This window comes from Listeria monocytogenes (assembly GCF_041765605.1).
Taxonomy (GTDB): Bacteria; Bacillota; Bacilli; order Lactobacillales; family Listeriaceae; genus Listeria; species Listeria monocytogenes_D.
Genome location: NZ_CP168900.1, coordinates 2,774,630 through 2,799,952, shown reverse-complemented (window position 1 = coordinate 2,799,952; position 25,323 = coordinate 2,774,630). Strand labels below are relative to the sequence as shown.

The window sequence follows — 25,323 nt, the reverse complement described above, 5'->3', positions numbered from 1 at the left end:
TTTTTTTCAGTTATTTAATTTCAATTGTTTTAAGATTTGCTGCGATGACTTCTGGTTTTTCATCCATTTGAACTTGAGCAGCAGTAGCGTAAGCACCTTCTAAAATTGGTGCATTAAAGAGAATAATTTCTTTTTCGCTGATTTCTTCTACTGTTTCTATGTTCATTTTGGCGCTTCCGAGGTCGTAGAAAGTGTAGACTTTATCAGCTTCGTTATTTTCAATTGCTTCATTCACTGCATCAAAACTCGTGCCAATGCGACCGTCTTCTGTTCCACCGGCATGCGTGATAGAAACGTCTGGGGCAATTTCTTTAATAATATCATGGACGCCTTTTGCCACATCTTTGGAATGTGAAATGATAACAACGCCATAAGGTTTAGCCATGAGTTAGCTCACCTCCGTTTGAAGCATTGCGTGAAATAGCAGGGCGGAAGAGTAGGCACCGGGGTCAAGATGACCAATTGAACGCTCGCCAAGATAACTTGCGCGACCTTTAGTAGCTTTTAAATCTTTTGTTTTTTGTAAAGCGGCATCCACCACATCATCGGTTAAATCTTCTTGATGAAGCGCGTGAACAACCGGTTCCCAAACATCAATCATTGTTTTTTCACCAGCATGCGATTTACCGCGTTTTTCGATACCTTCTAGACCAGCTTCAATGACTTTTGTAAGGCCGACCGCATCGATTGTATCCGCATCAACTGCCTTACTCATATTCAAAAATGCTGTTCCGTAAAGTGGACCTGATGCGCCACCAACTTTGCTGACCATTGTCATTCCGGCCGTTTTGAAAACATCTTTTAAATCAGCTGGTTCTTTTTCTGTGAAAGCTTTTTTGAGTTCGCCGAGTCCGCGAGCCATATTGATACCGTGGTCTCCGTCACCAATCGCTTGGTCGAGATCACTTAGTAATTGTTTGTTTTCTTGTACGCGTTCGCCGAAATCATTTAACCAGCGTAACGCCCAATCTTTATCATAAGTCATGATTCATTCCTCCAAATTTTATTACCATGCAATTGTGTCCACTGGGAGTTTCAACATATCAACCCATTTTTCGTCCTCTAATTTCAAAATAGTTAAGGATAAACCAGCCATTTCAAGAGAAGTCATATAATCTCCAACGAGTGTTTTTTCGACTTGAACGCCGGCATTTTTTAGAAGTTCATGGACATCATTTGCGAAAACATATTGTTCCATAAGTGGTGTTGCGCCCATGCCGTTCACGAGAACAACCACTTTATCTCCAGGTAGGAGTTTGCTTTCATTGCTAATCCGTTCGTACAGTTGCTTCGCCAAACTTGCAGATGGCATGATTTTTTCACGTGTAAAGCCAGGTTCACCGTGGATACCAATACCTAGTTCGATTTCGTCGTCACCAAGCTCAAAGCCGGGATGGCCAACCTCAGGAACAGTACATGGAGTAAGTGCGACACCAAGCGTTTTAACAGAAGCAATTACTTTTTCACCAAGGGCTTTCAGTTCTTCAAGAGATGCGCCTGCTTCTGCGGCTGCTCCGATAATTTTATGCACGAGAACAGTCCCGGCTACACCGCGGCGTCCCGTTGTAAAAGTACTATCCTCAACAGCAATATCATCATCTACTATAATTTGTTCTACTTTAATATCATCGGCATCTGCTAAATCTGCCGCCATTTCAAAATTCATTACGTCACCAGTATAATTTTTTACGATTAAAAGTACACCAGCGCCTTGATCTGCGGCTTTTATACCTTCATAAATTTGGTCGGGAGTTGGGGAAGTGAAAACATCGCCGCACACAGCCGCAGATAGCATTCCGCGACCTACATAACCAGCATGAGCCGGCTCGTGACCAGAACCTCCACCGCTTACAAGTCCGACTTTTCCTGGACGTTTATCATTTCTTGCAATGACGCGAGTTCCTTCGACACGGTGAACAACATCAGCATGCGATTTCACTAAACCTTCCACCATCTGTTCTACTACTTGATCAGTACCGTTAAGAATCTTCTTCATCTGACAAAAAACCTCCTTTAAAATAGTCCTCTTACCTCAATTTCCCTTTACTAGAAAGTCAAAACGTAGTTGCTCCTTTTATTATACAACTTAGAAAATGAAAACGCTTTAAAACTGCAAGAATGTGTCATAAATCCAGCAAAATGGTACAATGAAAGAGAGAATTTGAAAAGGGGAATTGTTATGCGAGATCAAACTAAAATGCCTTTAGTGGAACGGTTAGATGCTCATGCTAAATCCTGCCCAATATCACTCCATGTTCCTGGACACAAAAGCGGAGCCATTTATCCAGATGCATGGCAAAAATTTTTGAAATGGGACGTAACAGAAATCACTGGAATGGATGATTTGCACCACCCGGAAGATGTGATTTTGGAAGCAGAAGAGTTACTTGCAGAATGTTATGGAAGCAAAAAAAGCTACTTTTTAGTTAACGGAACAAGCGGAGGAAACTTGGCGGTTATTATGGCAACTTTAAAGCGTGGGGAGAAAGTTTTAGTGCCAAGAGATGCGCATAAATCAATCTTGCATGGTATCGAACTGGCAGGCGGAGAACCGATTTTCTTAACCCCAGCGACAAACAAAGAAGTTGGCGTCGCGAGTGGCGTGACAACCGAACTTCTCGAAGAAACATTACATAATCACCCAGATGTAAAACTATGTATTTTGACTTATCCGAGCTACTACGGAACGACTTTTAACTTGCAAAAATGTATTCGAATTGCGCATGATTTTGGCGCGGTTGTGTTTGTCGATGAAGCGCACGGAGCACATTTTTTCACAAGTTCTGAATTTCCGAAAAGTGCGGTGGAGCTTGGTGCAGATGTGGTTGTTCAGTCGGCGCATAAGACGTTGCCGGCGCTAACGATGGGTTCCTATTTACATGTGGTGAATGATTTACCGATTTTTGAAAAACTAGCTTATTATCTGCAAGTATTCCAAACGAGCAGCCCATCTTATTTAATTATGGCGTCACTAGATGCGGCGCGGAAATATGCGGCAACTTACACAGCGGCAGACGTCGAAGCTTTTTGGAAAATGCGTGCCAGATGGATTAAATGGCTAACAAAGAATAAATTTGAAGTCATTTTGCCAGATGATCCACTTAAAATCATCGTGCGCAAAACAGGCTACACGGGCTACGAACTGCAAGCGATTTTTGAAGAAAGTTCTTATTTTCCAGAGCTTGCCGACGAGTCACAGGTATTACTGATTTTACCATTAATCAAAAAAGGGATTGATTTCACGCCAATTAGTCGGATTCATTCTCCATCGAAAAAAGAAATCGCGAAAGAACCATATGAAATGTCAGCGCCTTTTGCGTCAGGTCTTGCGCTAACTTATGAAGAAATGCACGCACGCGCGACCGAATTCGTATTTCTAGATGAAGCTACGACACGCGTTTCGGCTGAAACAATCTCGCTCTATCCGCCGGGAATTCCAGCAATCATCCGCGGAGAAAGCATCACAGAAAAGCATATCCGCGAACTAAAAAACATTCGCACACGCCACTACCAAGGCGGTGAAAAACTAGCCGAGAATTACATCCGTGTATTCCGCTAATTTATGCTATAATCAAACAGAAAGCGACGCGAAAGGGAAAGGAAATTACTAAATGAAAGCAATTTTTATTACACTCGAAGGCCCAGATGGCTCTGGTAAAACAACAGTAGGAACACTACTTAATCAAAAAATGACGGAAGCTGGCATTGATTTTATTAAAACACGTGAACCAGGTGGCAGCCCGATTTCAGAAAAAGTAAGAAATATCGTGCTCGGAATTGGTAATGAAGAAATGGATCCAAAAACAGAAGTACTACTTATTGCAGGCGCGCGCCGTCAACATGTCGTTGAAACAATCCGTCCAGCTCTAGCGGTAGGGAAAACAGTGCTTTGTGACCGTTTCATGGATAGCTCACTTGCTTACCAAGGTGCCGGACGTGACATGGATATGGAACAAGTTTTACAAGTGAATTTATATGCGATTGAGGATACATTGCCTGACCGGACGTATTATCTCGATGTGCCTGCCGAAGTCGGTTTAGCAAGAATCGCCGCTAATAAGGGCCGTGAAGTCAATCGCTTGGATAAAGAAGATATTACCTACCACGAAAAAGTCCAAGCTGGCTACGAAAAAGTCATCAACATGTTCCCGGAACGTTTTATGCGAGTGGACGCTACAAAGACACCAGAAGAAATCACAGAAACTATTTTAGCTGACATTTTACGACAATTAGCCTAACATCTAATGTGACTTCAACACCTTGCCACAAGTGCATATCGCTCTTTAAAATGGCATTTATTTGCTATAATAGAAAAAAGATAGATTTTTAGGAAGGGTTGATTTCTTTGAAACTGATATTTGCAATCGTCCAAGACCAAGATAGCAACCGTTTGTCTGACGCACTTACAAAAGGCAATTTCGGTGCGACAAAACTAGCTACAACAGGTGGATTTTTAAAAGCAGGCAACACCACATTTATCATCGGGACAGAAGATGAACGTGTAGAAGATGCCCTAGCGATAATCAAGGAAAACTGTAAAGCACGCGAACAAATGATGACACCATCCGCTTCCTTAGGTGTGACGGTAGATACGTATGTGCCTTACCCAATCGAAGTACAAGTTGGCGGCGCAACCGTGTTTGTAATGCCGGTGGAAAGTTTCCATCATTTTTAAAACAGATAGTGGGAAAGCAGGTATGCGATAAGGGCTACCTGCTTTTTCTTTATTTAAATCTTGGTAAATTAAGAAATATGTTAATATATGAGTAGAGGAGTCCGTCAATATAATCCTCTAACAAATGTATTCAATTGACTGCATAATATAGGGGATAGTTAACACTGTAAATAAAGGGAGGAAAAGAAAATTTTTAATATCTACTATCTAAATTATAATAAAGCTTTTGAAATCGCTATGTTGATAGACAATAGAGTTACAAATTCTGAGCTTAGTGAAAGCACAGATTCAACAAGAGCAAAGAAGGGGAAAGGTGTAGCTGCAAAATTAGAAGGAGATGCGATAATTCCAATTCTTGCCAAATTAAGAACAGCACTTTCCGCAAATATTACCAATGAGAACGAAAAGATTATAGACAAAAAAATAGTTGAAAATATACAAATAATTCAATCGAAATCCACAGTTTTAAAAGGAATAATAGATACTATACCTATTTCTACAGAGAATAATTCATTTGATTTTAAAAGTGAGGGGGATTTAATCAATGTTAAAGTTTCGTCAATACTAATACGAAATGAAGAAGATGTAAGAGCTGCTAAAGTGATTAAGCCTGGGACAGTAACTGAAGCAGAGGGATTACAAGTTGAAGGAATGAAACTTAATGCAGATTCTTTGATGAACTCAATGCTAAATGACTATTTTTATCTTCTATCGGGGAAAAATCAGGAGAACGAAGATGTGATTTTTAAAATACCTTTAAATGCGCAGTTTGAGAGTAATTATGCTATTGATGATTTATTACTAGGTAATGTAATGGTAATAGGTATATACAAAGGAGCAATTTCTGAAAAACAACTATCTAATACATTTATGTATATGTCTAAGCTTGGAAATACGATTAGTAAAGAAGAGGGTTCTCAAATAAGACCTTCTACATCAGTAGATATAGAATCAGGCCAAGAGAAAGCGAAAGCTTCGTCAAGTTATCACTTTGTAGATGTTATTGCTGTAGTCCAGAATATAACTTTGAAAACGGGAGATAAATAATGGCTAAATTAATTATATTTAACAGATTTTACTATAAAGCTCTAAAAAAAGAATTTGAAGATAAAGGAATGGAATTAATAGATATTTCTACCGTTTATAGTTTTACACAAGGAAAAGCTACAATAGATTATTTTGATTCAAGTATTCATGTTATTGATATGTCTGTGCTAGGCTCACTTAATTTCAAAGAAAATATAATTAAATTTATTTTTCCAGAAATAGTTAGGGATTTTTTTGATAATGCGACATTTATAACAGATTGTGATGAAGAAGATTTTAAAGATAATATGAGTTATATATTCACAATTGAGAAATATTTACCTAAAAAAGGTAATGCTATAGTTGAAAAGACAGTTAAACGAAAAAGATTAATAACTGACTTATCAAATGAAGAAATAAAGAAACTTACGACCAAAATTAGTGAATCTTTAATTGGTCACGATCGATTCAAAGAAGACTTATTAGAGCTGTTTTTAGAATTTAAGATGTTTAATGCAATTAAAGAAAATAAAGTTTTTTCTATCTTTATTATGGGAGATTCGGGAGTTGGGAAAACAGAAGTTGCTAAATTACTTCATAAATACTTGATGGGAAATAAACAAGTTGCAAAAATCAATTTTGGTAATTATAGTAGTCAAGGTGCATTGAACAGCCTAATAGGTAGCCCACGAGGATATATAGGTAGTGAAAATGGAGAGCTTTTTGATAAAATTGAGAATTCTAATGTGGGAGTAATACTTATAGATGAATTTGAAAAAGCGACACCAGAAGTATTTAACTATTTTTTAGAGATTTTAGAAAGTGGTGTGGCAACAAGCATGTTGGGGGAAGAAATAGAGTTATCTGGTTACATTTTTATTTTCACGTCTAACGTAAGTGTATCTGATTATGAAAAAGTATTTTCACCTGAATTAAGATCGAGATTCAATTATGTCAGTTCTTTTAACCCACTTACAAGAGTTGACAAGAATAATTATTTATATACTCGTTTTTCAAAATATGTAAGTGAATTTAATGAAGTATTTGATAAAAGATTGGGCAAATTAGATAAAGAATCACTCGAAAGTAAGATTGATGTAGATAATTATCAGAATATGAGAATATTGAATACTGTAATTAGACAATTATTTATGAGTTATGTCAAAGAGAAGTATCCAAATAAAAAAGATAAGATTTGGCAGTAAGGTAAATCAATGACTTCCCATTTTTTATAGATGGCTAATAAACTTAGGAATTCTCTTTATCAAATTAACTTAAAGTGGTTAGTATGTAATTGAAAAGAGAGCCACGCGCTAACAATGAAAAAGATTAAATGGGAATTGGATGCTTTAAACTATCGATGTGAGATAGATGAATTATCATCATAAATAGGTAAAGAATTATCACGAGTAAAAAATTTAGTACATCTGTTATTCAGATTTTTAAGTTTAATAAAAAAACCGCAGACAAAGCAATTTCTCGCTTTATCTGCAGTTTCAGGCCTACCTCGCTCAGGAGTTAGGTTTTTTATATTCACTTAATCGTCAATTTCTGACCAACATGGATCATGTTGCTTGTTAATTTATTCCAAGCTTTAATATTATCTACAGTTGTTTTATATTGTCTTGAAATGGCCCAAAGTGAGTCACCTTTTTTGACAGTGTATGTTTTTACTGCGGAGTTGCTTGGTTTATTTGTGCTTGGTTTAGCTGTGTTCGTATTGCTTGTAGTCGTACCAGCGCTAACTTTAAGTTTTTGTCCTGGGTAAATGAAATCGGATTTTAGGTTGTTCCAAGTTTTCAGGTTCGCGATCGTTACTTTATTATTAGTCGCGATTCTCCAAAGTGAGTCACCTTTAGCAACTGTGTAAATTTTAGCATTGGTGCTAGTGCTTGTACTTGGTTTAGCTGTGTTAGTATTTGTGCTCGGTTTCGATGTATTCGTGTTGCTTGTAGTCGTACCATCACTAACTTTAAGCTTTTGACCTGGATAAATGAAATCGGATTTCAGGTTGTTCCAAGCTTTTAGGTTCGCGATAGTTACTTTGTTGTTGTTAGCGATTCTCCAAAGCGAGTCCCCTTTTACAACTGTGTAAACTTTAGCGTTTGTGCTAGTGCTTGTACTTGGTTTGGACGTGCTTGTTCCTGTGCTAGGTTTCGATGTATTCGTATTCGATGTAGTTGAACCGGCACTAACTTTAAGTTTTTGTCCAGGGTAAATGAAATCGGATTTCAAGTTGTTCCAAGCTTTTAGGTTCGCGATGGTTACTTTATGGTTGTTAGCGATTCTCCATAGCGAGTCGCCTTTTACGACTGTATAGACTTTTGCATTGGAAGTGTTTCCGGTGTTGCTAGAATTTCCAGCATTACCAGTGCTTCCGGAGTTTCCGCCAGTTGTTTTGCCACTGTCGTATTGGGTTAAATTATATCGGCTAATCAAGTCATTTAATTTAGTTGCATAGGCTGTGTCTGTTGCGTACGTTCCAGTTAAAGCCTTAGTTGCGTCTTTGTAAGAAGTAGTGTTGCTTTTCCAAACTTTTGAGTAGTAATTTGGGTTCCAGCTTGGGCCGTTACGAATAACTTTGGCGTAATCTTCTAGAGATTGATGATAAGATGGGTATTTTCTGAATTTGGCTGTAATTGTGTAGTAGTTTCCTTTACCGTCATCTTCTAGTGTTTGTTTTGTGTAAGATTGGCCGTTGTAAGCTCCTTTGATTCCAAAAAGGTTATAGTTTGGAGCAGAACCTAATTCACTCGTTCCATAGGCGCTTTCTAAAATTGCTTGGGCGATCATGACAGATGCGTACAGGTCATTTTCTGCTGCAATTTGGGAAGAAGAGGCTTGGATTGTTTGGATAAAGCTTTGAACAGTTGCTCCCGAACGGAGTGCTGATTTTTGTAATAGGTTATAAGTTGCTGGTGTAGAAGAGCTTGTTGCGTTATCAGGATTGCTAACTGTAGCGGGTTCAGCTGGAGCTTTTTCTACTTGCTTCGCTGCGGGTTGATTTTCTTCTGGTGTTTTTGTTTGTTCTTTTGTTTCCGTTTGCTTAGGTTCAACGGTTGGTTCTGTTGTGTTTTCAGGAGTGGCAGTTGCTGGTGCTTCTGTGGTTGTGTTAGCTTCCGCGCTTTTAGATGCTTCGTCAGCAGGCGCTGTTTCGTCTGCGCTAACGATTACTTCGATTCCTGGAACAGTGATAGAGGTTGCGATGGCAGTAACCCCAGCAATCGTTGCACCAGTTTTGAATTTTTTACTTTTTTTGTTTTTCTTTTCTTCTTGTAAGGCTTCAAGGATCCGTTCTTTTCTCGTCTTTTGCATGGTAAGTCACTTCCAATTCTTTAAAATATTCTACATCCATTATTACATACTTCACATTACTTATGATTGATATCGACAAATTGTAATTAAATTGTCAAAAAGGCTTGTCTTTGTTATACTGAATATAAGCAAGTGCTTACTTAGTTGAACGGGGGTAAAATAATGATTACAAACGAATCCATCATGGATGCAACGCTTTGTATGATGGCGAAACACGGCATTAAAGGCTCCACAACAAGACAATTAGCAGAAGCCGCTGGAATAAATGAAGCAACAATTTTTAAAAAATTCAAGAGCAAAGATAACCTTATTCATATGACGCTGGAAGTCCAATTTGAAAGTATGAAGGCAGAAATCAATCAATTTTTTGATAAAGATTTTGAGAGTGCCAAAGTATTTTTACGACAAGCGAGCCAATTTATTTCAGATATTTATGAAAAATATCGGGATTTTATGGTAATTTCCGTTCGAGAAATGGGCAGCAAAGATATGGAATTTATTGATCCATCGATTGTGGAATATTTGTATGAACGGGTTAATCAAAAAGTAAAAGAAATGGTTCCGAGTAAGAACTCTGCGCAAGAAGCAGATGCGATTTCTTTGATTTTAAATAGTGTTATTTTGCTTATTATGGTGGAAAAAGTACGCGATGATATTTATAAGCGCCCGCCAACGATTACAACAACCGCAGATTCATTAGCAGATGTTTTATTAAAATTATTGAAATAAATCACGAAAAGTTAAATAAAAGTTAAGTATTTTACATTTTGTCTTGCGGGCTTAGATTTTCTATGTTAAACTCGTAGACGATTAGAGCGATAATAAATATGTAGTTTTGCCTGTTAGGTGAGGCTCCTATGCAAACACAGGCCACTGCCCAAAAATGTCCAAAGACGCCAATGGGTAGAACAGGGATTGTCGGATTAAGGCTTTCCATAATGTGGCTAAGAGTATTCTTTACGTTGCATAGTGCCAAAACTTTAGCGAGGGGAGTCTGTTTTAGTATGCGTATAAACTCAGAAGTCCTTGCCAAGGTTTTGGTAAGGACTTTTTTCATGTTTATTATGAAAATAATTATCTGGGAATTAAAATCTTTTTTTCAGATAATTGAGCTTAGATAAAATTCGAAAGGAGATGAAGGCAATGGACCACCATCAGGGAGAGGAAGTAGAAGACCCGGACTCGTATTATAGTAATCAAGCTGCAAGAGTGACTAACCTTCATCTCTGGCGCACATAAACGTTATTCTCAGCTTGCCTAGAAAGAATTGGAGGCAAGGAAAATGAAAAAACTACACGTAAAAAAGCAAGGTAACAATTTGCTCAAAGAATCACAAATGGGCAAGGAAAAAGTTTTGGAAAAGTTAGGTGTTATGGAAACGGGACTCACAAACGTAGAAGTTACGGAAAGATTAGCGGAATTTGGTCCCAATCAAACAGTGGAAGAAAGAAAAGTATCAAATCTACGGCTCTTTATTCGGGCGTTTAATGATCCGTTTATCTATATTTTAGCGATGTTAATGGTTGTTTCGTATTTGACGGACGACATGGAAGCGACCGTGATTATGGCGCTAATGATACTTGCGAGCGGGATACTTGGATTTATTCAAACAAGTAGAGCAGAACGGGCGAGTTACGCGTTAAAGAATATGGTGAAAAATAGAGTCAATGTTATTCGAAATGGCTCCATGGATTTGATAATGCAAGACGCAATCGTACCTGGAGATTTAATTGAAATTTCGGCGGGTGATATTATCCCAGCAGATGCGCGAGTTATTTCGGCTACGGATTTATTAATTAATCAATCGGCGCTCACGGGAGAATCGATTCCTGCTGAAAAATTTGTGGAAGACAAAAGTGCCAATCCAGAAATTTTTGAACGGGAAAACCTATTATTTATGGGGACAGATGTGTTAAGTGGGCATGGTCGGGCAGTTGTTTTGCGGACTGGAAGCTCGACGTTCTTTGGTTCGTTGTCCATCGCAGCTACTGAACGGCGCGGCGATACTAGTTTTGATAAAGGTGTTAAATCAATTTCGAAATTACTATTTTATTTTATGATGGTGATGGTACCGATTGTATTTATGATTAATGGGCTTATGAAGGGCAATTGGTTAGAAGCATTTCTATATGCAGTAGCGATTGCTGTTGGCCTTACACCCGAGATGCTACCTATGATTGTCAGCACGAACTTGGCAAAAGGTGCAATCAATATGTCGAAGAAAAAAGTAATCATGAAAGAACTGAGCGCCATTCAAAATATCGGTGCAATGGACATTTTGTGTACGGATAAAACTGGGACACTCACAGAAGATAAACTAGAACTTATAAAATACATTGATAGTGCTGGCGAAACCTCAGAGCGCGTCTTGAAAATGGCTTATTTAAATAGTTACTTCCAAACTGGTTGGAAAAATGTTTTAGATCATGCTGTTATTGCCAAATTGGATGAGAGCACTGCAGCGGATTGGAAAAAAGTTGGCGAAATCCCTTTTAACTTTGATCGTCGCCGTTTGAGCGTAGTGGTCGAAAATAAGGCAGAAACAAGGATGATTACAAAAGGCGCGGTGGAAGAAATGCTCACTGTATGCACTCATAAGGAATTTGGCGGTGCTGTTTCGACACTATCTGAATCAGAAAAGAGCGAACTTCAAGACATGTGTGCCGAAATGAATCGCTCAGGAATTCGTGTGATTGCTGTGGCCTATAAAACTGGAAAAGTCGGAGAAGCATTTACTAAGACCGACGAAGAACAAATGATTATTGCGGGATTCCTCGGTTTCCGCGATCCAGTAAAAGCATCGACGAAAGAAGCAATCGCTCATCTTTTCAAAAATCAAATTAACGTAAAAGTTTTGACGGGTGATAACGAAATTGTTACGAAACGAATTTGTCAGGAAGTCGGCATTCCAGCGAACGGATTTTTACTAGGTGCGGATATAGAAGAGCTTTCCGATGAAGAACTTACGCGAGAACTGCGAAAATATCACATTTTTGCTAAATTAACCCCAATGCAAAAATCGCGAATCATTGGTTTGCTTAAAAAAGCGGGGCATACGGTTGGATTTCTTGGTGATGGAATCAATGACGCGCCTGCTCTTAGGAAAGCAGATGTTGGAATTTCGGTTGATACAGCGGCCGATATTACAAAAGATGCCAGCTCAGTCATCTTACTTGAGAAAAGCTTAACGGTCTTAAATGATGCGGTGATGGAGGGTCGGAATGTATTCGGTAATATTCTAAAATACCTTAAAATGACGGCCAGCTCTAACTTTGGTAATGTGTTTAGTGTTTTGGTTGCGAGTGCATTTATTCCATTTTTACCAATGCTATCGTTACACCTTTTACTGCAAAACCTGCTGTATGATTTCTCCCAATTAACACTTCCTTGGGACAAAATGGATCGTTCATTTTTGAAGAAGCCGCATCAATGGGAACAAAAAGGAATGTTGCGCTTTATTCTGTGCATTGGCCCGGTAAGTTCGATCTTTGATATAGCGACGTTTCTAATTATGTGGTTTGTATTTAGCGCGAATACGGTGGCGGAGCAAGCATTATTCCACAGTGGCTGGTTCGTGGTTGGCTTACTTACGCAAACATTAGTTGTACACATGATTCGTACAGAGAAAATACCGTTCATTCAAAGCCGAGCAGCTGCACCTGTCATGATTGCAACGCTTAGTGTAATGGCGCTTGGGATTATTATTCCATTTACAGGATTCGGTCACAGCATTGGTTTTGTCAGCTTGCCTGGTAGTTATTTCCCTTGGTTGATATTGATTTTGGTTGGATATATGGCTACGATGCAACTGGTGAAAACTATGTACATTCGGAAATTCCGGGAGTGGATTTAAATGCGTGCTGGACGCGTGCTATTTGTAACGTATTTACTTCTGACGATATGGAGTTTGATACTTGTTTATAGCACGAGTTACGGTGTTGCTGTTATGCGATATAAAGTGGAGCCGAGTTATTTCTTTAATAGGCAATTACTTTTTTATGGGCTTGGTTTTTTAGGACTACTCGTTTGCTCGCGTATTAATGTGCAACTATTTTACCTGAGACGAACGCTTCGGATTTTGGCTGGAAGTTTGCTTGGCTTACTGCTATTAGTGCTTCTAACAGGAAGCGCGGCGAACAATGCGCAAAGATGGCTGTCTATTGCGGGTGTGACGTTCCAACCTACTGAGATGGTTAAATTGCTGTTGATACTAGTAATCGCCACGGTTTTTTTGAAAAAAGGTTGTGGTGTTCGCGTACAATATTGGTTGCTTGGATTTTTATTTTTAACAGTGGGGCTTGTCTTCTTGCAGCCGGATCTTGGCACTGCACTGATTTTAGGTGTTATTGGGGTCGCTTTGTTTTTAACTAGCGGAGTTGGCCTCACACGCCTTGTGCGTGTAGCTATTTGGTCTTTCGGTCTCTTATTGCTTGTAGCAATGCTGATTTACTTCTTTCACCCAGACTTTTTTAGTTCAGCAAAATTGGGTAGATTTGCTTTTCTGGATCCGTTTAACCTGGATAATTTAGATGCTTCCTATCAACTTAGAAATGGTTATTATGCGATTGGGAGCGGTGGGATATTTGGAAATGGCTTAGGAGGTAGTGTCCAGAAGTTAGGCTATTTGCCGGAGCCGCATACGGATTTTATTATGACGGTAATTGCAGAGGAACTTGGTGTTTTTGGTGTTATTTGGACGATATTTTTGTTGATGATGCTAAGTTTTACAGCGCTCTATATTGCTATTAGTAGTCATTTTATTTTTGATTCGATGGTTTGTATCGGTGTTTCTTCTTGGGTGTCGGTGCAGATGTTTTTGAATCTTGGTGGAGTGAGTGGAATTATTCCGCTTACTGGTGTGCCACTGCCATTTATTAGCTATGGTGGCAGTTCGGTTGTCATGCTTTCGTGTGCAGTAGGATTTGTACTGGCGGCGGCGAGACGGAACGTACTAGCTAAAACGAGAGAGGTCGTGTATTTATGAAACGAGATGTACTTTATAACCGGATTATTTTATCGGTGTTCTTATTGTCTTTAGTTAGTTGTGTGGCAATCTATTATGCGCAGCAGACAAATCAGTACAATACGAATTTTTTAGGAATGCAATTGGTGTTTTTAGCAATTGGGACGCTTACGTGTTTTGGTGTTTCTAGGCTTCCGGTGGAGTTTTTGCGACATCATGCGATTTGGTTGTATGTGATTATGGTCATTACGCTCCTAGGTATACTCATTCCTAATCCTTTAGTACAAAATATAAATGGGGCGACACGTTGGTATCGTTTTGCAGGGCTATCTTTTCAACCTTCTGAAGTAGTAAAATCCATATTTATCTTTGTATTGGCGCATTTTGCAGTGAAATATCAAGCACAAAAATGGAAACAATTAGGGATTCTGACGGTGCTTACTGGGATAGTATTACTATTAATTATGAAACAACCAGACCTTGGTACGACGATTGTTTACGGGGTTACGGCGCTAGCGATTATTTTACTGGCAATTAAATCAACCAAACTGATGGTCGGAATTATTACGTTAATCTTAACAGCTGCAACAGTTGGGATGTATGTTGTCGTGTATCACATTAGCTTATTAGAGAAAATTGGGTTTCATGCGTACCAGTTTTCGCGGATTCAGACGTGGCTTGATCCAACAACTGACCCAGACGCCGTGTACCAACTTAACTTGTCGATAAAGGCGGTTGGTTCGGGGATGATGACTGGTAGTTCGGGGACAAATGCGTATATCCCTGAAAGCCATACTGATATGATTTTTAGTACGATTGGGCATCAGTTTGGGTTTGTTGGTGTAAGTTTGTTGTTAATTTTATTTATGCTACTTATCCATCAATTAATTATGGCAGCGCTATTGATGAAGAATACCTTTTCTTCGCTTGTTTTAGCGGGCTTTGCAGTGAGTTTTGCCTTTAATATTTTTGAAAATATTGGCATGACTGTTGGGCTTATGCCGCTGACAGGGATCCCGCTTCCATTCATTAGTTATGGTGGGAGTGCTGTGCTAGGTAATTTTATTGCAGTGGGTGTAGTGCTAGCGATTATCCGGTCAGATGCCGATTTAATAGAAGAAAAAAACCAGCTGTCATGACGACAACTGGTTTTTTTAGTTTTATTTATTCTTATAAAGGTCTACAATTTCTTTCGCTAAATCTTTGAAAGTGATTGCATTCATTAAGTGGTCTTGTGCGTGAACGAGTAGAAGGGAAACTTCTGTTTTTTCGCCACGTGCTTCACCTTGTATAAGTTTTGTTTGAGAATGATGCGCTTCAAGTAGTGCTTGTTCTGCTTGGGCGATTTGTTCGTCTGCTTGAGCAAAATCCCCTTTTTTAGCGGAATCAATGGCTAACATAGCATCGCTTTTAGCGTTACCACCGAACACGATCAAGCTCATAATAGTTTGCTCTAAATCCATCTGTAAACACGTCCTTAAAGTTTTGGTTTTTAAAAATTATTCTGCAGTAACGCCTTCAGCAGCAAGTGCTTCTTTTTCACGACGTAGCTCTTGGATTTGAGCAATTTTCGCGAATGGAAGGAAGATTAGGATAGATAGACCTAAGTTTACAGCTGCAAGTACGCCACCAGCGATACTTTGTGTTGCAAGTGCTCCACCGATAATTGGTGGTGTAGTCCAAGGAGTTACGATAGTACAAGCTGGTACCCAACCGATAGCTGTTGCAAAGTAAGCTACAGTTACAAGTACAAGTGGTGCCAAGATGTACGGAATGAACATAATTGGATTCAAGACGATTGGAAGACCAAACATCATTGGTTCGTTAATGTTGAAAATACCTGGCGCTGCAGACAATTTAGAAACTGTCATGTACGCTTTATGTTTACGAGCTACGATAAAGATAGCAATGATTAAACCGATAGTTGCCCCAGTTCCGCCTAAGTTAACGAAAGAGTCAAAGAAAGGTTTGTTAACGATGTAAGGAAGTTCTTTACCAGCTTCTAGTGCTTTTACGTTAGCTTCGATAGCTGGGATGTTGATTGTTTGCATGAACGGGTCGATAATGTTCGCACCGTGTAAACCAAAGAACCAAAGGAAAGCAGAAACAAATGCCAATAATAAAGCTGCTGGCAAGGAGTTTGCAAGACCCATGAATGGTTCTTGTACTAATTCGTAGAAAGAAATTACTAAGTTAGTCACACCAGCTGCTTGGAAGAACGCAGTGATAAGACCAAAGATAGAAACAGTGATCATTGCAGGGAATAAAGCTGCGAATGAACGAGAAACTGCCGGTGGAACACCATCAGGCATGTTGATAACAAGTTTCGGGCTACCACTTAAACGAGTGAAGATTTCAGTGGAAAGAATTGCAATAATAAGTGCTAAGAAAAGACCAGTTGATCCAAGACCACCAGTGTTTGCAACGCCGTCAGCACCTGGAGCAATTGCGCCAATAGTGAAGAAAGTTGCTACAGAAACTACTGCGGAAGAAAGTGGATCTTTGTCATAAGATTTAGCTAAGTTGTAAGCTACAGTGAAAGCGATAAGTAATGCTAAGATAGCAAAAGTACCGTTCCAAACGTTTCCGCCGAATGCTTGCCAAGTTCCTTCACCAAATAAGTTATTCATGAACTTTTGGTAAGCTGGAATTGGGAAGTTGTTAATTAAAACGGCGAAAGACCCTAGAATCATAAGTGGCATAGTTGTAATGAAACCATCACGGATTGCTACTAAATGACGTTGTCCACCAATTTTGGCAGCGTAGGGAATGAAATATTTCTCCATAAATGCGATAAAACCATTCATTTTTTATTCTCCTTTTTTGAGGGATAAAGTAATAGCCGGGTTAAGACGAATACATAATTTCTAAAACATGGCGTTATTACTATACCTCTTTAGTTTTTTATAATTTTCAGCTAGCTAGCTGTAATTACCCTCTTTTTACTTCATTAACTCTAATGCTTGTTCTAAAACTTTGTCGCCTTTCATCATTCCGTAATCAACACTGTTAATAACAGCTAATGGAATACCTTTTGGCTCTAATTTTTTCTTCATGTTTCCTTCTAAGAAACGTACTTGTGGTCCAAGTAATAAAACATCGATTTCGTCTAAATGGTTAGCTGCTTCTGCTTCTGCAACGGCGAAGATTTTTGCTTCAAGGCCTTTTTCTGCAGCTGCTTTTTCCATTTTTGTAACTAGTAAGCTGGTAGACATACCTGCTGAACATACTAACATGATTGTTTTCATGATTATTTCCTCCTCTAGATAATTCTCTTAACACTTATTTATATATGCAAGTACCGTGCCAACTTTAAATGTGGCTATAAAAGGGTTTTCATTTTGTTTTTTGCTTACACATTGGCTTTTTTTGTGTGTAAATTTTACACACATAGAGATATTAACGGAATCTTTATGCGGAGCTTTAGAATCTTAACACTGTCTTTATACGTTTGTTGGTAGGATTAGTGGTGGAAAGAGTACGGTGAAGGGGTGAACGGAAAATGGGTGTTGTTCTAGTAATTGCTGGAATAATCGGTTTAGGTTTGTTGGTGTATTTATTTTATGTGTTGTTTAGAGGTGAGGACTTATGAAGTATATCGTGATGCAAGATGTGTTTTTTGTTGTATTGTTATTAGTTTTGGCGGTGCCTCTTGGAATTTATATGTACAAAGTGATGATTGGGGAAAAGGTATTTTTGTCACGAGTGTTAGAGCCAGTTGAACGGTTTGGTTATCGGTTGATGGGTGTGAGTGAGGTTGGAATGTCCGCGAAACGTTATGCGGTATCCGTACTTGCTTTTAGTGCAGTTGGCTTTGTATTTGTAATGGCGGTGTTGATGCTACAAGGCTTTTTACCGCTCAACCCGGAAGGTATGAAAGGACTTAGTTTTAGTCTGGCGTTTAATACGGCGGCGAGTTTTGTGTCGAATACGAACTGGCAAGCTTATTCTGGTGAGACGGCTTTATCTTATTTTTCGCAGTCGATTGGCTTAACGGTGCAGAACTTTGTTTCGGCGGCGACAGGGATTGCAGTTTTATTTGCGGTAATTCGCGGCTTTATATGGAAGAAACAGAAAACAGTGGGAAATTTTTGGCAAGATTTATTTCGAGTGACGCTTTATATTTTACTACCACTTTCGCTTGTTTTGGCGCTTCTTTTAGTTTCACAAGGAGTGGTGCAGTCCTTTGCTGATTATTCGGTTGTTGAAACACTTGAAAATGGGGCAAAGCAGTTGATTCCGTTAGGCCCAGCAGCGAGCCAAATTGCTATTAAACAGCTTGGTACAAATGGTGGTGGCTTTTTCGGAGCGAACTCTGCGTTTCCGTTTGAAAATCCCTCTAGTTTTACTAATTTAATAGAAATGTTGGCGATTTTACTTATTCCAGTGGCGCTTGTTGTGATGTTTGGGCGTGCGGTGAAGGATAGTAAGCAAGGACGCGCGATTATGACAGCGATGATGATTGTTTTTGTTATTGGTGTTGTTGCGATAACTATCTCCGAACAATTTGCAGGTCCACATTATCAAGGTGTTGCGACTTCTGGCAGTATGGAAGGAAAAGAGGTTCGATTTGGTGTTGGCGGTTCGTCGCTTTTTGCAGCTTCCACGACGGCAGCCTCGAATGGAGCGGTGAACGCAATGCACGACAGTTTGACTCCGCTTGGGGGACTGGTGCCGATGTTCTTTATGCAACTTGGTGAGGTTATTTTTGGCGGTGTTGGTAGCGGGCTTTATGGCATGATTGGCTTTATTATTTTGACGGTGTTTATTGCGGGGCTCTTGGTTGGGCGGACACCGGAATACTTAGGGAAGAAAATTGAACCTTATGATATGAAAATGGTTTGTTTGCTTATTTTGGTTCCGCCACTTTTGACTTTATTCGGTACGGCGGTTGCGGTGATGATGCCAAGTGTGCAAGCTTCTGTTTCGGCGAGTGGGGCGCACGGTTTTTCTGAGGTGCTCTATGCATTTACTTCGATGGGAAATAATAATGGTAGTGCTTTTGCTGGATTTGCGGCGGACACGACGTTTACAAATATGGTTGGCGCAGTAATGATGTTACTTGCTCGTTTTATTCCACTTGTTGCGGCGCTTTATTTAGCGCAAAATATGGCTGGAAAGAGTTCGGTTGCAGCGAGCAGCGGGACGTTATCGACGAAAAATGGCATGTTTATTGGTCTTTTAATTGGTGTTGTGGTACTTGTTGGCGCGCTTAGTTTCTTGCCAGCACTTGCGCTTGGACCGATTGCGGACTTCTTTACAACTTTCAAATGAGGTGAATGGAAATGATGGAAAAAGGTATTTGGAAAGATGCGCTGATTCAGTCGACGAAAAAACTGTCTCCAAAACTGCAATTGAAAAATCCGGTGATGTTGCTTGTTTATGTTGGTGCGATTTTGGCAACGAGCCTTTATTTTCTCGGTTTCTTCGGGATTTCGGATGAGAAGTCTGGTTATACGCTAGCAATTGCACTGATTTTATGGTTTACAGTGTTATTTGCGAATTTTGCTGAGGCGATTGCGGAAGGTCGCGGTCGAGCACAGGCGGATAGTTTGAAAATGGCTCGAAAAGACGTTTTAGCTCGAAAATTGAAGAATATTGATGATAAAACGGATGTGATCGAAATTGCTTCGAATGACTTGAAAAAAGGCGACATTGTGTATGTCCTTGCGAATGAACAAATCCCGATGGATGGTGAGGTTATTGAAGGTGCGGCTTCAGTTGATGAAAGTGCAATAACTGGGGAGTCTGCCCCCGTAATTCGAGAGTCTGGCGGGGATAGAAGTGCCGTGACGGGTGGAACTACGCTTGTTTCTGACTGGCTTGTTGTTCGTGTGACGGCGGTCTCTGGAGAAAGTTTCTTAGATAAAATGATTGCAATGGTGGAAGGTGCTTCACGGAAAAAGACACCGAACGAGATTGCTCTACAAATTTTGCTTGTAACGCTTTCGATTATTTTTCTGACGGTTTCAGCGACACTTTTACCATTTACTGAATTTGCGAGTAAGCAGGCGGGTGCTGGATCGGCAATTTCGATTACGAATGTGATTGCTTTGCTTGTTTGTTTGGCGCCAACTACCATTGGTGCACTACTTTCGTCGATTGGAATTGCAGGGATGAGCCGGTTAAATCAAGCGAATGTTTTAGCGATGAGTGGTCGTGCGATTGAGGCAGCTGGTGATGTGGATGTGCTTTTGCTCGATAAAACTGGGACGATTACACTGGGAAACCGGAAAGCAAGCGAATTTTTGCCTGTGGATGGTGTGACGGAACAAGAGCTGGCCGATGCGGCGCAACTTTCCTCGATTGCGGACGAAACAGCGGAGGGCAGGAGTATTGTTGTATTAGCGAAAGAACGGTTCGACATTCGCGGTCGAGATTTTGCTGAAATGCACGCAGAATTTGTTCCCTTCACTGCAACGACGCGAATGAGCGGAATTGACTATCAAGAAAATACGATTCGAAAAGGTGCGGCGGATGCGGTTCGCGCTTACGTAACGGCGAATGGCGGGACGTACCCAAAAGAGTGTGATGCGATTGTGAGCAAAGTTGCTGGTGCTGGTGGTACACCGCTTGTAGTAGTCCGAAATAACAAAGTGCTAGGCGTTATTTATTTAAAAGACATCGTGAAAAATGGAGTGAAAGAACGTTTCCTCGATTTACGAAAAATGGGTATTAAAACAATTATGATTACTGGCGATAATCCAATGACTGCAGCAGCCATTGCGGCGGAAGCAGGAGTCGATGATTTTCTAGCAGAAGCAACCCCAGAAGCAAAATTGGAATTAATTCGCGAATATCAACGGGAAGGTCATTTAGTGGCGATGACAGGAGACGGGACAAATGATGCGCCAGCTCTTGCACAAGCGGATGTAGCTGTTGCGATGAATACAGGAACACAAGCTGCAAAAGAAGCTGGGAATATGGTTGATCTGGATTCTAGTCCTACTAAATTAATTGATATTGTTCGGATTGGCAAACAACTTTTAATGACGCGCGGTGCACTGACAACATTTAGTGTCGCTAATGATTTAGCGAAATACTTTGCGATTATTCCAGTGCTATTTTACGGTATTTTCCCACAGCTTGAAGCACTTAATTTAATGGGATTAACCAGCCCGACGAGCGCTATTTTATCAGCGATTATTTACAATGCGGTGATTATCATTATTCTAATTCCGCTTTCTTTAAAAGGTGTGAAGTATCGTGAAATGCCGGCCGGGAAATTACTGAGCAGAAATATGTTGATTTATGGTCTGGGCGGTTTGATTGCTCCATTTATCGCGATTAAATTGATTGATATGCTGTTAACTGTTTTAGGAATCGTTTAAGAGGGGGAGAAAACATGAAAAGATTTATGCAAATTTGGAAGCCGGCAGTAGTTGGATTTCTACTTTTGACATTGATGTGTGGTGTGGTTTATCCGGGTATTGTCACTATTTTTGCAAGTGCAGCTTTCCACGACAAAGCAAATGGCAGTATAATAGAAGAAAAACGAGCAGATGGTACGACCAGAAAAGTTGGTTCTGCTGAAATTGGCCAAACGTTTACTAAGCCTGAGTACTTGATTGGACGGGCGGCAAGTGACGGAGCGGCGACAAACTTAAACCCTACTAGCGAAGAACAAAAACAATTAGTAGAAAAACGAATTGCTTGGTGGCATAAACTAGATCCGACGAACAATCGAGTTATTCCAATGGATCTCGTAACAGCATCAGCAAGTGGTGTGGATCCGGATATTTCAGAGGCTGCTGCGGCATATCAAGTAGACCGAATTTCTAGAGAACGAGGCATTTCCACCAAACAAGTCAAAGAAATTATCGCAGAACATACAAGTGACCGATTGTTAGGTTTTTGGGGTGAGCCAACTGTGAACGTCTTACAAGTGAATTTGGCATTAGATAGATTGAAAATGTAAGTTGGAGGCGAGTATATGGAAACGAATCGTCCAAGTCCGGATGCGCTACTGGTGAATTTGCAAGAAGAAACAGATTCATCCGTGGGTAAATTAAAAATATATTTTGGCTTTGCGGCAGGTGTTGGGAAAACATATGCCATGTTAAGTGACGCCAAAGATCAATTAGCAGCAGGTGTGGATGTCGTGGCGGGTTATATTGAACCTCATGCTCGCGAGGAAACGCTGAGAATGTTAGAAGGAATCCCGATTATTCCACCAAAAGCAATTACTCACAAAAATATTGCGCTCAAAGAATTCGATTTGGACGAAGCGTTGAAACGGAAACCAGAACTGATTTTGGTAGACGAACTCGCGCATACGAATGCAGCAGGCGTGCGAAACAAGAAGCGTTTCCAAGATGTGGAAGAATTACTCCAAGCAGGAATCGATGTATACACAACTGTTAATGTGCAGCATATTGAAAGCTTGAATGATATCGTTGAAGGTATTACCAAGGTCGCCGTGCGCGAAACGATTCCCGATTATGTTTTTGATGAAGCAGACCGAGTAAAACTAATTGATATTGAACCCGACGAACTTTTAAAACGACTCGAACAAGGAAAAATTTATCAACCAGAACGTGCGCGAACAGCTATGCAGAACTTCTTCACTAGAGAAAACTTAAAACTCTTGCGCGAAATTGCGATGCGGAAAGCGGCTGACCGAATTAGCCACGAATATGATCAAACGGGTATTTATCCAGAAAAACGTGCGAGTAGTAAATGGCTTGTTTGTATTGGGACATCGCCTTCGTCTGCAAAACTCATTCGCTGGACAGCGCGCACCGCCGAGGCTTTCCGCGCACCATGGACTGCTCTTTATATTGAAAATGAAGAAAATGATTATATGACCAAAGCAGAGAAAAAATGTTTGCGGGAAACGATGGAACTTGCTGAACGACTCGGTGCAGAGATTGTTACCCTCGCTGGACATGATATTGCGGAAACAGTAGCGGAGTATGCTCGTTTGACCGGTGTGACAAATATCGTTGTTGGGAAATCGCGCCGACGCATGGGCTTGCGGTCCTTATTTGAAGAGGATTTTGAAGACCGGCTTATCACGCATTTGGATAACGTTGATATGCACATCATCCCTTCAAGCCAACCGAAAACAAAAAAACGGCGAATGAAAATGCGTTTTAAAAGTTTCCTCACATGGCACGATATGGCGAAAATGGTCTTACTATTAACGCTAGCGACAGCGATTTGTGTCGGCTTAAGTGAATTTGGCATTGGCGATCAAAATGTGATTATGGTGTATATTTTGTCCGTTTTAATTATTTCTCGCGTAACGAGCGGTTATGTGTATGGTGTTCTAGGTTCCATCATTGGCGTTATGTTATTTAATTTTTTCTTCACGTCGCCGCTTTATACATTTAACACGATTCAGGCAGGATATCCGGTGACTTTTGGAATTATGCTTTTGGTGGCGTTGATTACGAGTGCGCTAACGGTTCGAATTAAAACACAAGCGAGCCTTGCTGTCGAGCGGGAACGCCGAACCGAAGTACTCTATGAAATCAATAAACAACTTTTGGTGACGCGCAATTTAAAAGGAATTATTAATCTTACAAATGAATATATTTTACATTTATTTAGCCGTTCCGTTATTTTTTATTCTGCTGACCCTGCCAAAAGTAATGAAGGGATTTTTGTACAAGCAGAAGGAAAAGAAGATGCGAGCGCGCTGCTTAATGCAGATGAAGAAGCGGTTGCACACTGGGTATTTAAAAATAAAAAACGAGCAGGCGCTGGGACAGATACGCTAATGGGGGCTTTTGGTTATTATATGCCGGTGATGTCACAAGGAAAAGTACTTGGTGTCATCGGGGTTTCTTGTTCCCCTGAAGAAGGACCGCTCACACAAGATAACCGGATATTTTTACGAATGATTAGTTCTCAAGTCGCGCTGGCTTTAGAGCGCCAGTATCTATCAGAAGAACAGCGCCAAATCGTTATTGAATCAGCCAAAGAAAAGATGAGAAGTAATCTGCTACGGGCTATTTCACACGATTTGCGAACGCCACTTACAGGAATCATTGGCGCGAGTTCCGCCTTACTTGAAAAAGAAGATGAATTAGACAAAGAAACCGAGCGAAACTTAATTAGAGGTATTAAAGATGATTCAGGCTGGCTCATTCGGATGGTCGAGAATTTGCTATCTGTGACACGAATTAGTGAAGGTTTGGTAAGTTTGGAACGAGCACCGGAAGCCGTTGAAGAAATTGTTGGTGAAGCGGTTGGACGCATAAAAAAACGTTTCAGAGACCGAATCATTCACGTAAAAGTTCCGCGCGATCTTTTGATGGTTCCGATGGATGGGACGTTGATTGAACAAGTGCTTATTAATTTAATGGAAAATGCCTTGCGTCACGGTGGAACAAGTGCAGAAGTTTGGGTAGACGTGACGAAAACGAAGCAAAGTGCGATTTTCAGTGTACGTGATAATGGAAAAGGGATTCCGGAAAATCGTTTGCCAGATTTATTTGATACTTTTGCGGTAGAGGCAAGAGAACGTTCAGACATGTCCCGTGGCTTGGGGCTGGGCTTATCAATTTGTATGTCGATTATTCGGGCGCACGACGGAACGCTAGAAGCGAAAAACAACAAACATGGCGGGGCGACATTCTGGTTCACTTTGCCACTAGATGGAGGAGATGGAAAATGAACAGCAAACGACTTGTGCTAATTGTGGAAGATGAAGAGGGCATCAGTAATTTTATTTCAGCTGTTTTGACTGCAAGTGATTACTCGGTGATTAAAGCAGTGAATGGAAAAGAAGCGCTAGAGCAGACAGCGAGCCATTCACCAGATGTTGTGCTACTTGATCTAGGTTTGCCCGATGTAGAAGGACTGGATGTGCTCCGTGATATTCGCGTTTGGTCAAAAGTACCGATTATTGTTGTATCCGCGCGCGATCATGAACGAGAGAAAGTGACGGCACTTGACCATGGCGCAGATGATTATATTACGAAACCATTCGGCACATCGGAACTACTGGCGCGGATTCGGACTGCCCTAAGGCACATTCAACCAAGTAGCAAAGAAACGCCAAATGACCATATTATTCGCATTCAAGACCTTTTTATTGATGACGACCGCCGACTTGTCAAAATGGGCGATACGGAAATTCATTTTACGCCAATTGAATATAAAATTTTGCTTCTATTAGCTCGCCACGCCGGAAAAGTCCTTACGCATGATTTTATTATTCGCGAAATTTGGGGACCTTATCCTAGTGAAAATCAAGCGCTTCGGGTCAATATGAGTAATATCCGACGTAAAATTGAAAAAAATCCAGCAGAACCTGCATACATTTTGACAGAAGTTGGAGTTGGGTACCGGATGGCAGAAGAATAATAATATGTTATGATAAAAATAAACGCCA

At 40.2% G+C, this 25,323-nt stretch carries 22 protein-coding genes and 1 riboswitch; of the genes, 15 read left to right on the top strand and 7 right to left on the bottom strand.

The features are described from left to right. Positions 1–10 precede the first annotated feature (10 nt). Genes dhaM1 through dhaK1 form a run of 3 tightly spaced genes read right to left on the bottom strand, consistent with a single transcriptional unit; the run spans position 11 to position 1,996 of the window. Complete coding sequence (gene dhaM1 / locus AB2Q86_RS14375; protein ID WP_003728584.1) at positions 11–385, bottom strand: dihydroxyacetone kinase phosphoryl donor subunit DhaM1; 375 nt, start codon at positions 383–385, stop codon at positions 11–13. Positions 386–388: 3 nt separating this feature from the next. Next, positions 389–985 (bottom strand): dihydroxyacetone kinase ADP-binding subunit DhaL1, encoded by a 597-nt coding sequence (gene dhaL1, locus AB2Q86_RS14370; RefSeq protein WP_003722056.1) that lies wholly within the window; start codon positions 983–985, stop codon positions 389–391. A 21-nt stretch (positions 986–1,006) separates the two neighbouring features. Continuing rightward, complete coding sequence (gene dhaK1 / locus AB2Q86_RS14365; RefSeq protein WP_012582336.1) at positions 1,007–1,996, bottom strand: dihydroxyacetone kinase subunit DhaK1; 990 nt, start codon at positions 1,994–1,996, stop codon at positions 1,007–1,009. A gap of 183 nt (positions 1,997–2,179) precedes the next feature. Here dhaK1 and AB2Q86_RS14360 point away from each other — a divergent pair, with 183 nt between their 5' ends. From AB2Q86_RS14360 to AB2Q86_RS14340, 5 genes are all read left to right on the top strand, one after another. After that, on the top strand, positions 2,180–3,559 hold the full coding sequence (locus AB2Q86_RS14360) for an aminotransferase class I/II-fold pyridoxal phosphate-dependent enzyme (RefSeq protein ID WP_012582337.1): 1,380 nt from the start codon (positions 2,180–2,182) through the stop codon (positions 3,557–3,559). Positions 3,560–3,611: 52 nt separating this feature from the next. After that, positions 3,612–4,238 (top strand): dTMP kinase, encoded by a 627-nt coding sequence (tmk, locus tag AB2Q86_RS14355; protein WP_012582338.1) that lies wholly within the window; start codon positions 3,612–3,614, stop codon positions 4,236–4,238. Positions 4,239–4,345: 107 nt separating this feature from the next. Next, the gene (locus tag AB2Q86_RS14350) at positions 4,346–4,675 is read left to right on the top strand and encodes a cyclic-di-AMP receptor (protein ID WP_003722052.1); all 330 of its coding nucleotides are present in this window, start codon (positions 4,346–4,348) and stop codon (positions 4,673–4,675) included. Between the two features lie 237 nt (positions 4,676–4,912). Continuing rightward, positions 4,913–5,722, top strand: a complete 810-nt coding sequence (locus AB2Q86_RS14345) for a hypothetical protein (RefSeq protein ID WP_012582339.1) — start codon at positions 4,913–4,915, stop codon at positions 5,720–5,722. Further along, positions 5,722–6,906, top strand: a complete 1,185-nt coding sequence (locus tag AB2Q86_RS14340) for an AAA family ATPase (RefSeq protein WP_012582340.1) — start codon at positions 5,722–5,724, stop codon at positions 6,904–6,906. The genes AB2Q86_RS14345 and AB2Q86_RS14340 overlap by 1 nt, the downstream gene beginning before the upstream one ends. A gap of 328 nt (positions 6,907–7,234) precedes the next feature. Here the strand turns inward: AB2Q86_RS14340 and AB2Q86_RS14335 are convergent, their stop codons facing one another. Next, entirely contained in the window at positions 7,235–9,016 is a 1,782-nt protein-coding gene (locus tag AB2Q86_RS14335) for a 1,4-beta-N-acetylmuramoylhydrolase (protein WP_012582341.1), read from the bottom strand. Positions 9,017–9,178: 162 nt separating this feature from the next. On the opposite strand from AB2Q86_RS14335, the gene AB2Q86_RS14330 reads away from it, so the two are divergent. From AB2Q86_RS14330 to AB2Q86_RS14315, 4 genes are all read left to right on the top strand, one after another. After that, positions 9,179–9,745, top strand: coding sequence for a TetR/AcrR family transcriptional regulator (locus AB2Q86_RS14330; RefSeq protein ID WP_003722048.1), 567 nt, complete (start codon positions 9,179–9,181; stop codon positions 9,743–9,745). A gap of 102 nt (positions 9,746–9,847) precedes the next feature. Continuing rightward, positions 9,848–10,014, top strand: a riboswitch (M-box (ykoK) riboswitch). Between the two features lie 284 nt (positions 10,015–10,298). After that, positions 10,299–12,869, top strand: a complete 2,571-nt coding sequence (gene mgtA / locus AB2Q86_RS14325; protein ID WP_012582342.1) for a magnesium-translocating P-type ATPase — start codon at positions 10,299–10,301, stop codon at positions 12,867–12,869. Beyond that, positions 12,870–14,000: an FtsW/RodA/SpoVE family cell cycle protein gene (locus AB2Q86_RS14320; RefSeq protein WP_012582343.1), complete on the top strand. Its 1,131-nt coding sequence runs from the start codon at positions 12,870–12,872 to the stop codon at positions 13,998–14,000. It begins immediately after the preceding gene. Beyond that, entirely contained in the window at positions 13,997–15,118 is a 1,122-nt protein-coding gene (locus AB2Q86_RS14315) for an FtsW/RodA/SpoVE family cell cycle protein (RefSeq protein WP_003724991.1), read from the top strand. Before AB2Q86_RS14320 ends, AB2Q86_RS14315 begins: the two co-directional genes overlap by 4 nt. A gap of 21 nt (positions 15,119–15,139) precedes the next feature. Here the strand turns inward: AB2Q86_RS14315 and AB2Q86_RS14310 are convergent, their stop codons facing one another. The 3 genes from AB2Q86_RS14310 to AB2Q86_RS14300 all read right to left on the bottom strand — a co-directional run bounded on the left by AB2Q86_RS14310 (position 15,140) and on the right by AB2Q86_RS14300 (position 17,227). After that, positions 15,140–15,442 carry a PTS lactose/cellobiose transporter subunit IIA gene (locus AB2Q86_RS14310; protein ID WP_003722042.1) on the bottom strand — a complete coding sequence of 101 codons (303 nt, stop codon included), beginning with the start codon at positions 15,440–15,442 and terminating at the stop codon, positions 15,140–15,142. A 36-nt stretch (positions 15,443–15,478) separates the two neighbouring features. Next, on the bottom strand, positions 15,479–16,786 hold the full coding sequence (locus AB2Q86_RS14305; protein WP_003728576.1) for a PTS sugar transporter subunit IIC: 1,308 nt from the start codon (positions 16,784–16,786) through the stop codon (positions 15,479–15,481). A 135-nt stretch (positions 16,787–16,921) separates the two neighbouring features. After that, positions 16,922–17,227, bottom strand: coding sequence for a PTS sugar transporter subunit IIB (locus AB2Q86_RS14300; RefSeq protein ID WP_003722040.1), 306 nt, complete (start codon positions 17,225–17,227; stop codon positions 16,922–16,924). Between the two features lie 254 nt (positions 17,228–17,481). On the opposite strand from AB2Q86_RS14300, the gene AB2Q86_RS14295 reads away from it, so the two are divergent. Genes AB2Q86_RS14295 through AB2Q86_RS14270 form a run of 6 tightly spaced genes read left to right on the top strand, consistent with a single transcriptional unit; the run spans position 17,482 to position 25,295 of the window. Continuing rightward, entirely contained in the window at positions 17,482–17,571 is a 90-nt protein-coding gene (locus tag AB2Q86_RS14295; protein ID WP_015085182.1) for a potassium-transporting ATPase subunit F, read from the top strand. Further along, positions 17,568–19,253 (top strand): potassium-transporting ATPase subunit KdpA, encoded by a 1,686-nt coding sequence (gene kdpA, locus AB2Q86_RS14290; protein ID WP_012582344.1) that lies wholly within the window; start codon positions 17,568–17,570, stop codon positions 19,251–19,253. Before AB2Q86_RS14295 ends, kdpA begins: the two co-directional genes overlap by 4 nt. Positions 19,254–19,264: 11 nt before the next feature. Next, positions 19,265–21,310: a potassium-transporting ATPase subunit KdpB gene (gene kdpB / locus AB2Q86_RS14285; protein WP_012582345.1), complete on the top strand. Its 2,046-nt coding sequence runs from the start codon at positions 19,265–19,267 to the stop codon at positions 21,308–21,310. Positions 21,311–21,324: 14 nt separating this feature from the next. Then, positions 21,325–21,897 carry a K(+)-transporting ATPase subunit C gene (gene kdpC, locus AB2Q86_RS14280; RefSeq protein WP_012582346.1) on the top strand — a complete coding sequence of 191 codons (573 nt, stop codon included), beginning with the start codon at positions 21,325–21,327 and terminating at the stop codon, positions 21,895–21,897. Between the two features lie 15 nt (positions 21,898–21,912). After that, positions 21,913–24,603, top strand: a complete 2,691-nt coding sequence (locus AB2Q86_RS14275) for a sensor histidine kinase KdpD (RefSeq protein ID WP_003728573.1) — start codon at positions 21,913–21,915, stop codon at positions 24,601–24,603. After that, positions 24,600–25,295 (top strand): response regulator, encoded by a 696-nt coding sequence (locus tag AB2Q86_RS14270; RefSeq protein WP_012582347.1) that lies wholly within the window; start codon positions 24,600–24,602, stop codon positions 25,293–25,295. The genes AB2Q86_RS14275 and AB2Q86_RS14270 overlap by 4 nt, the downstream gene beginning before the upstream one ends. The last annotated feature ends 28 nt before the right edge of the window (positions 25,296–25,323 follow it).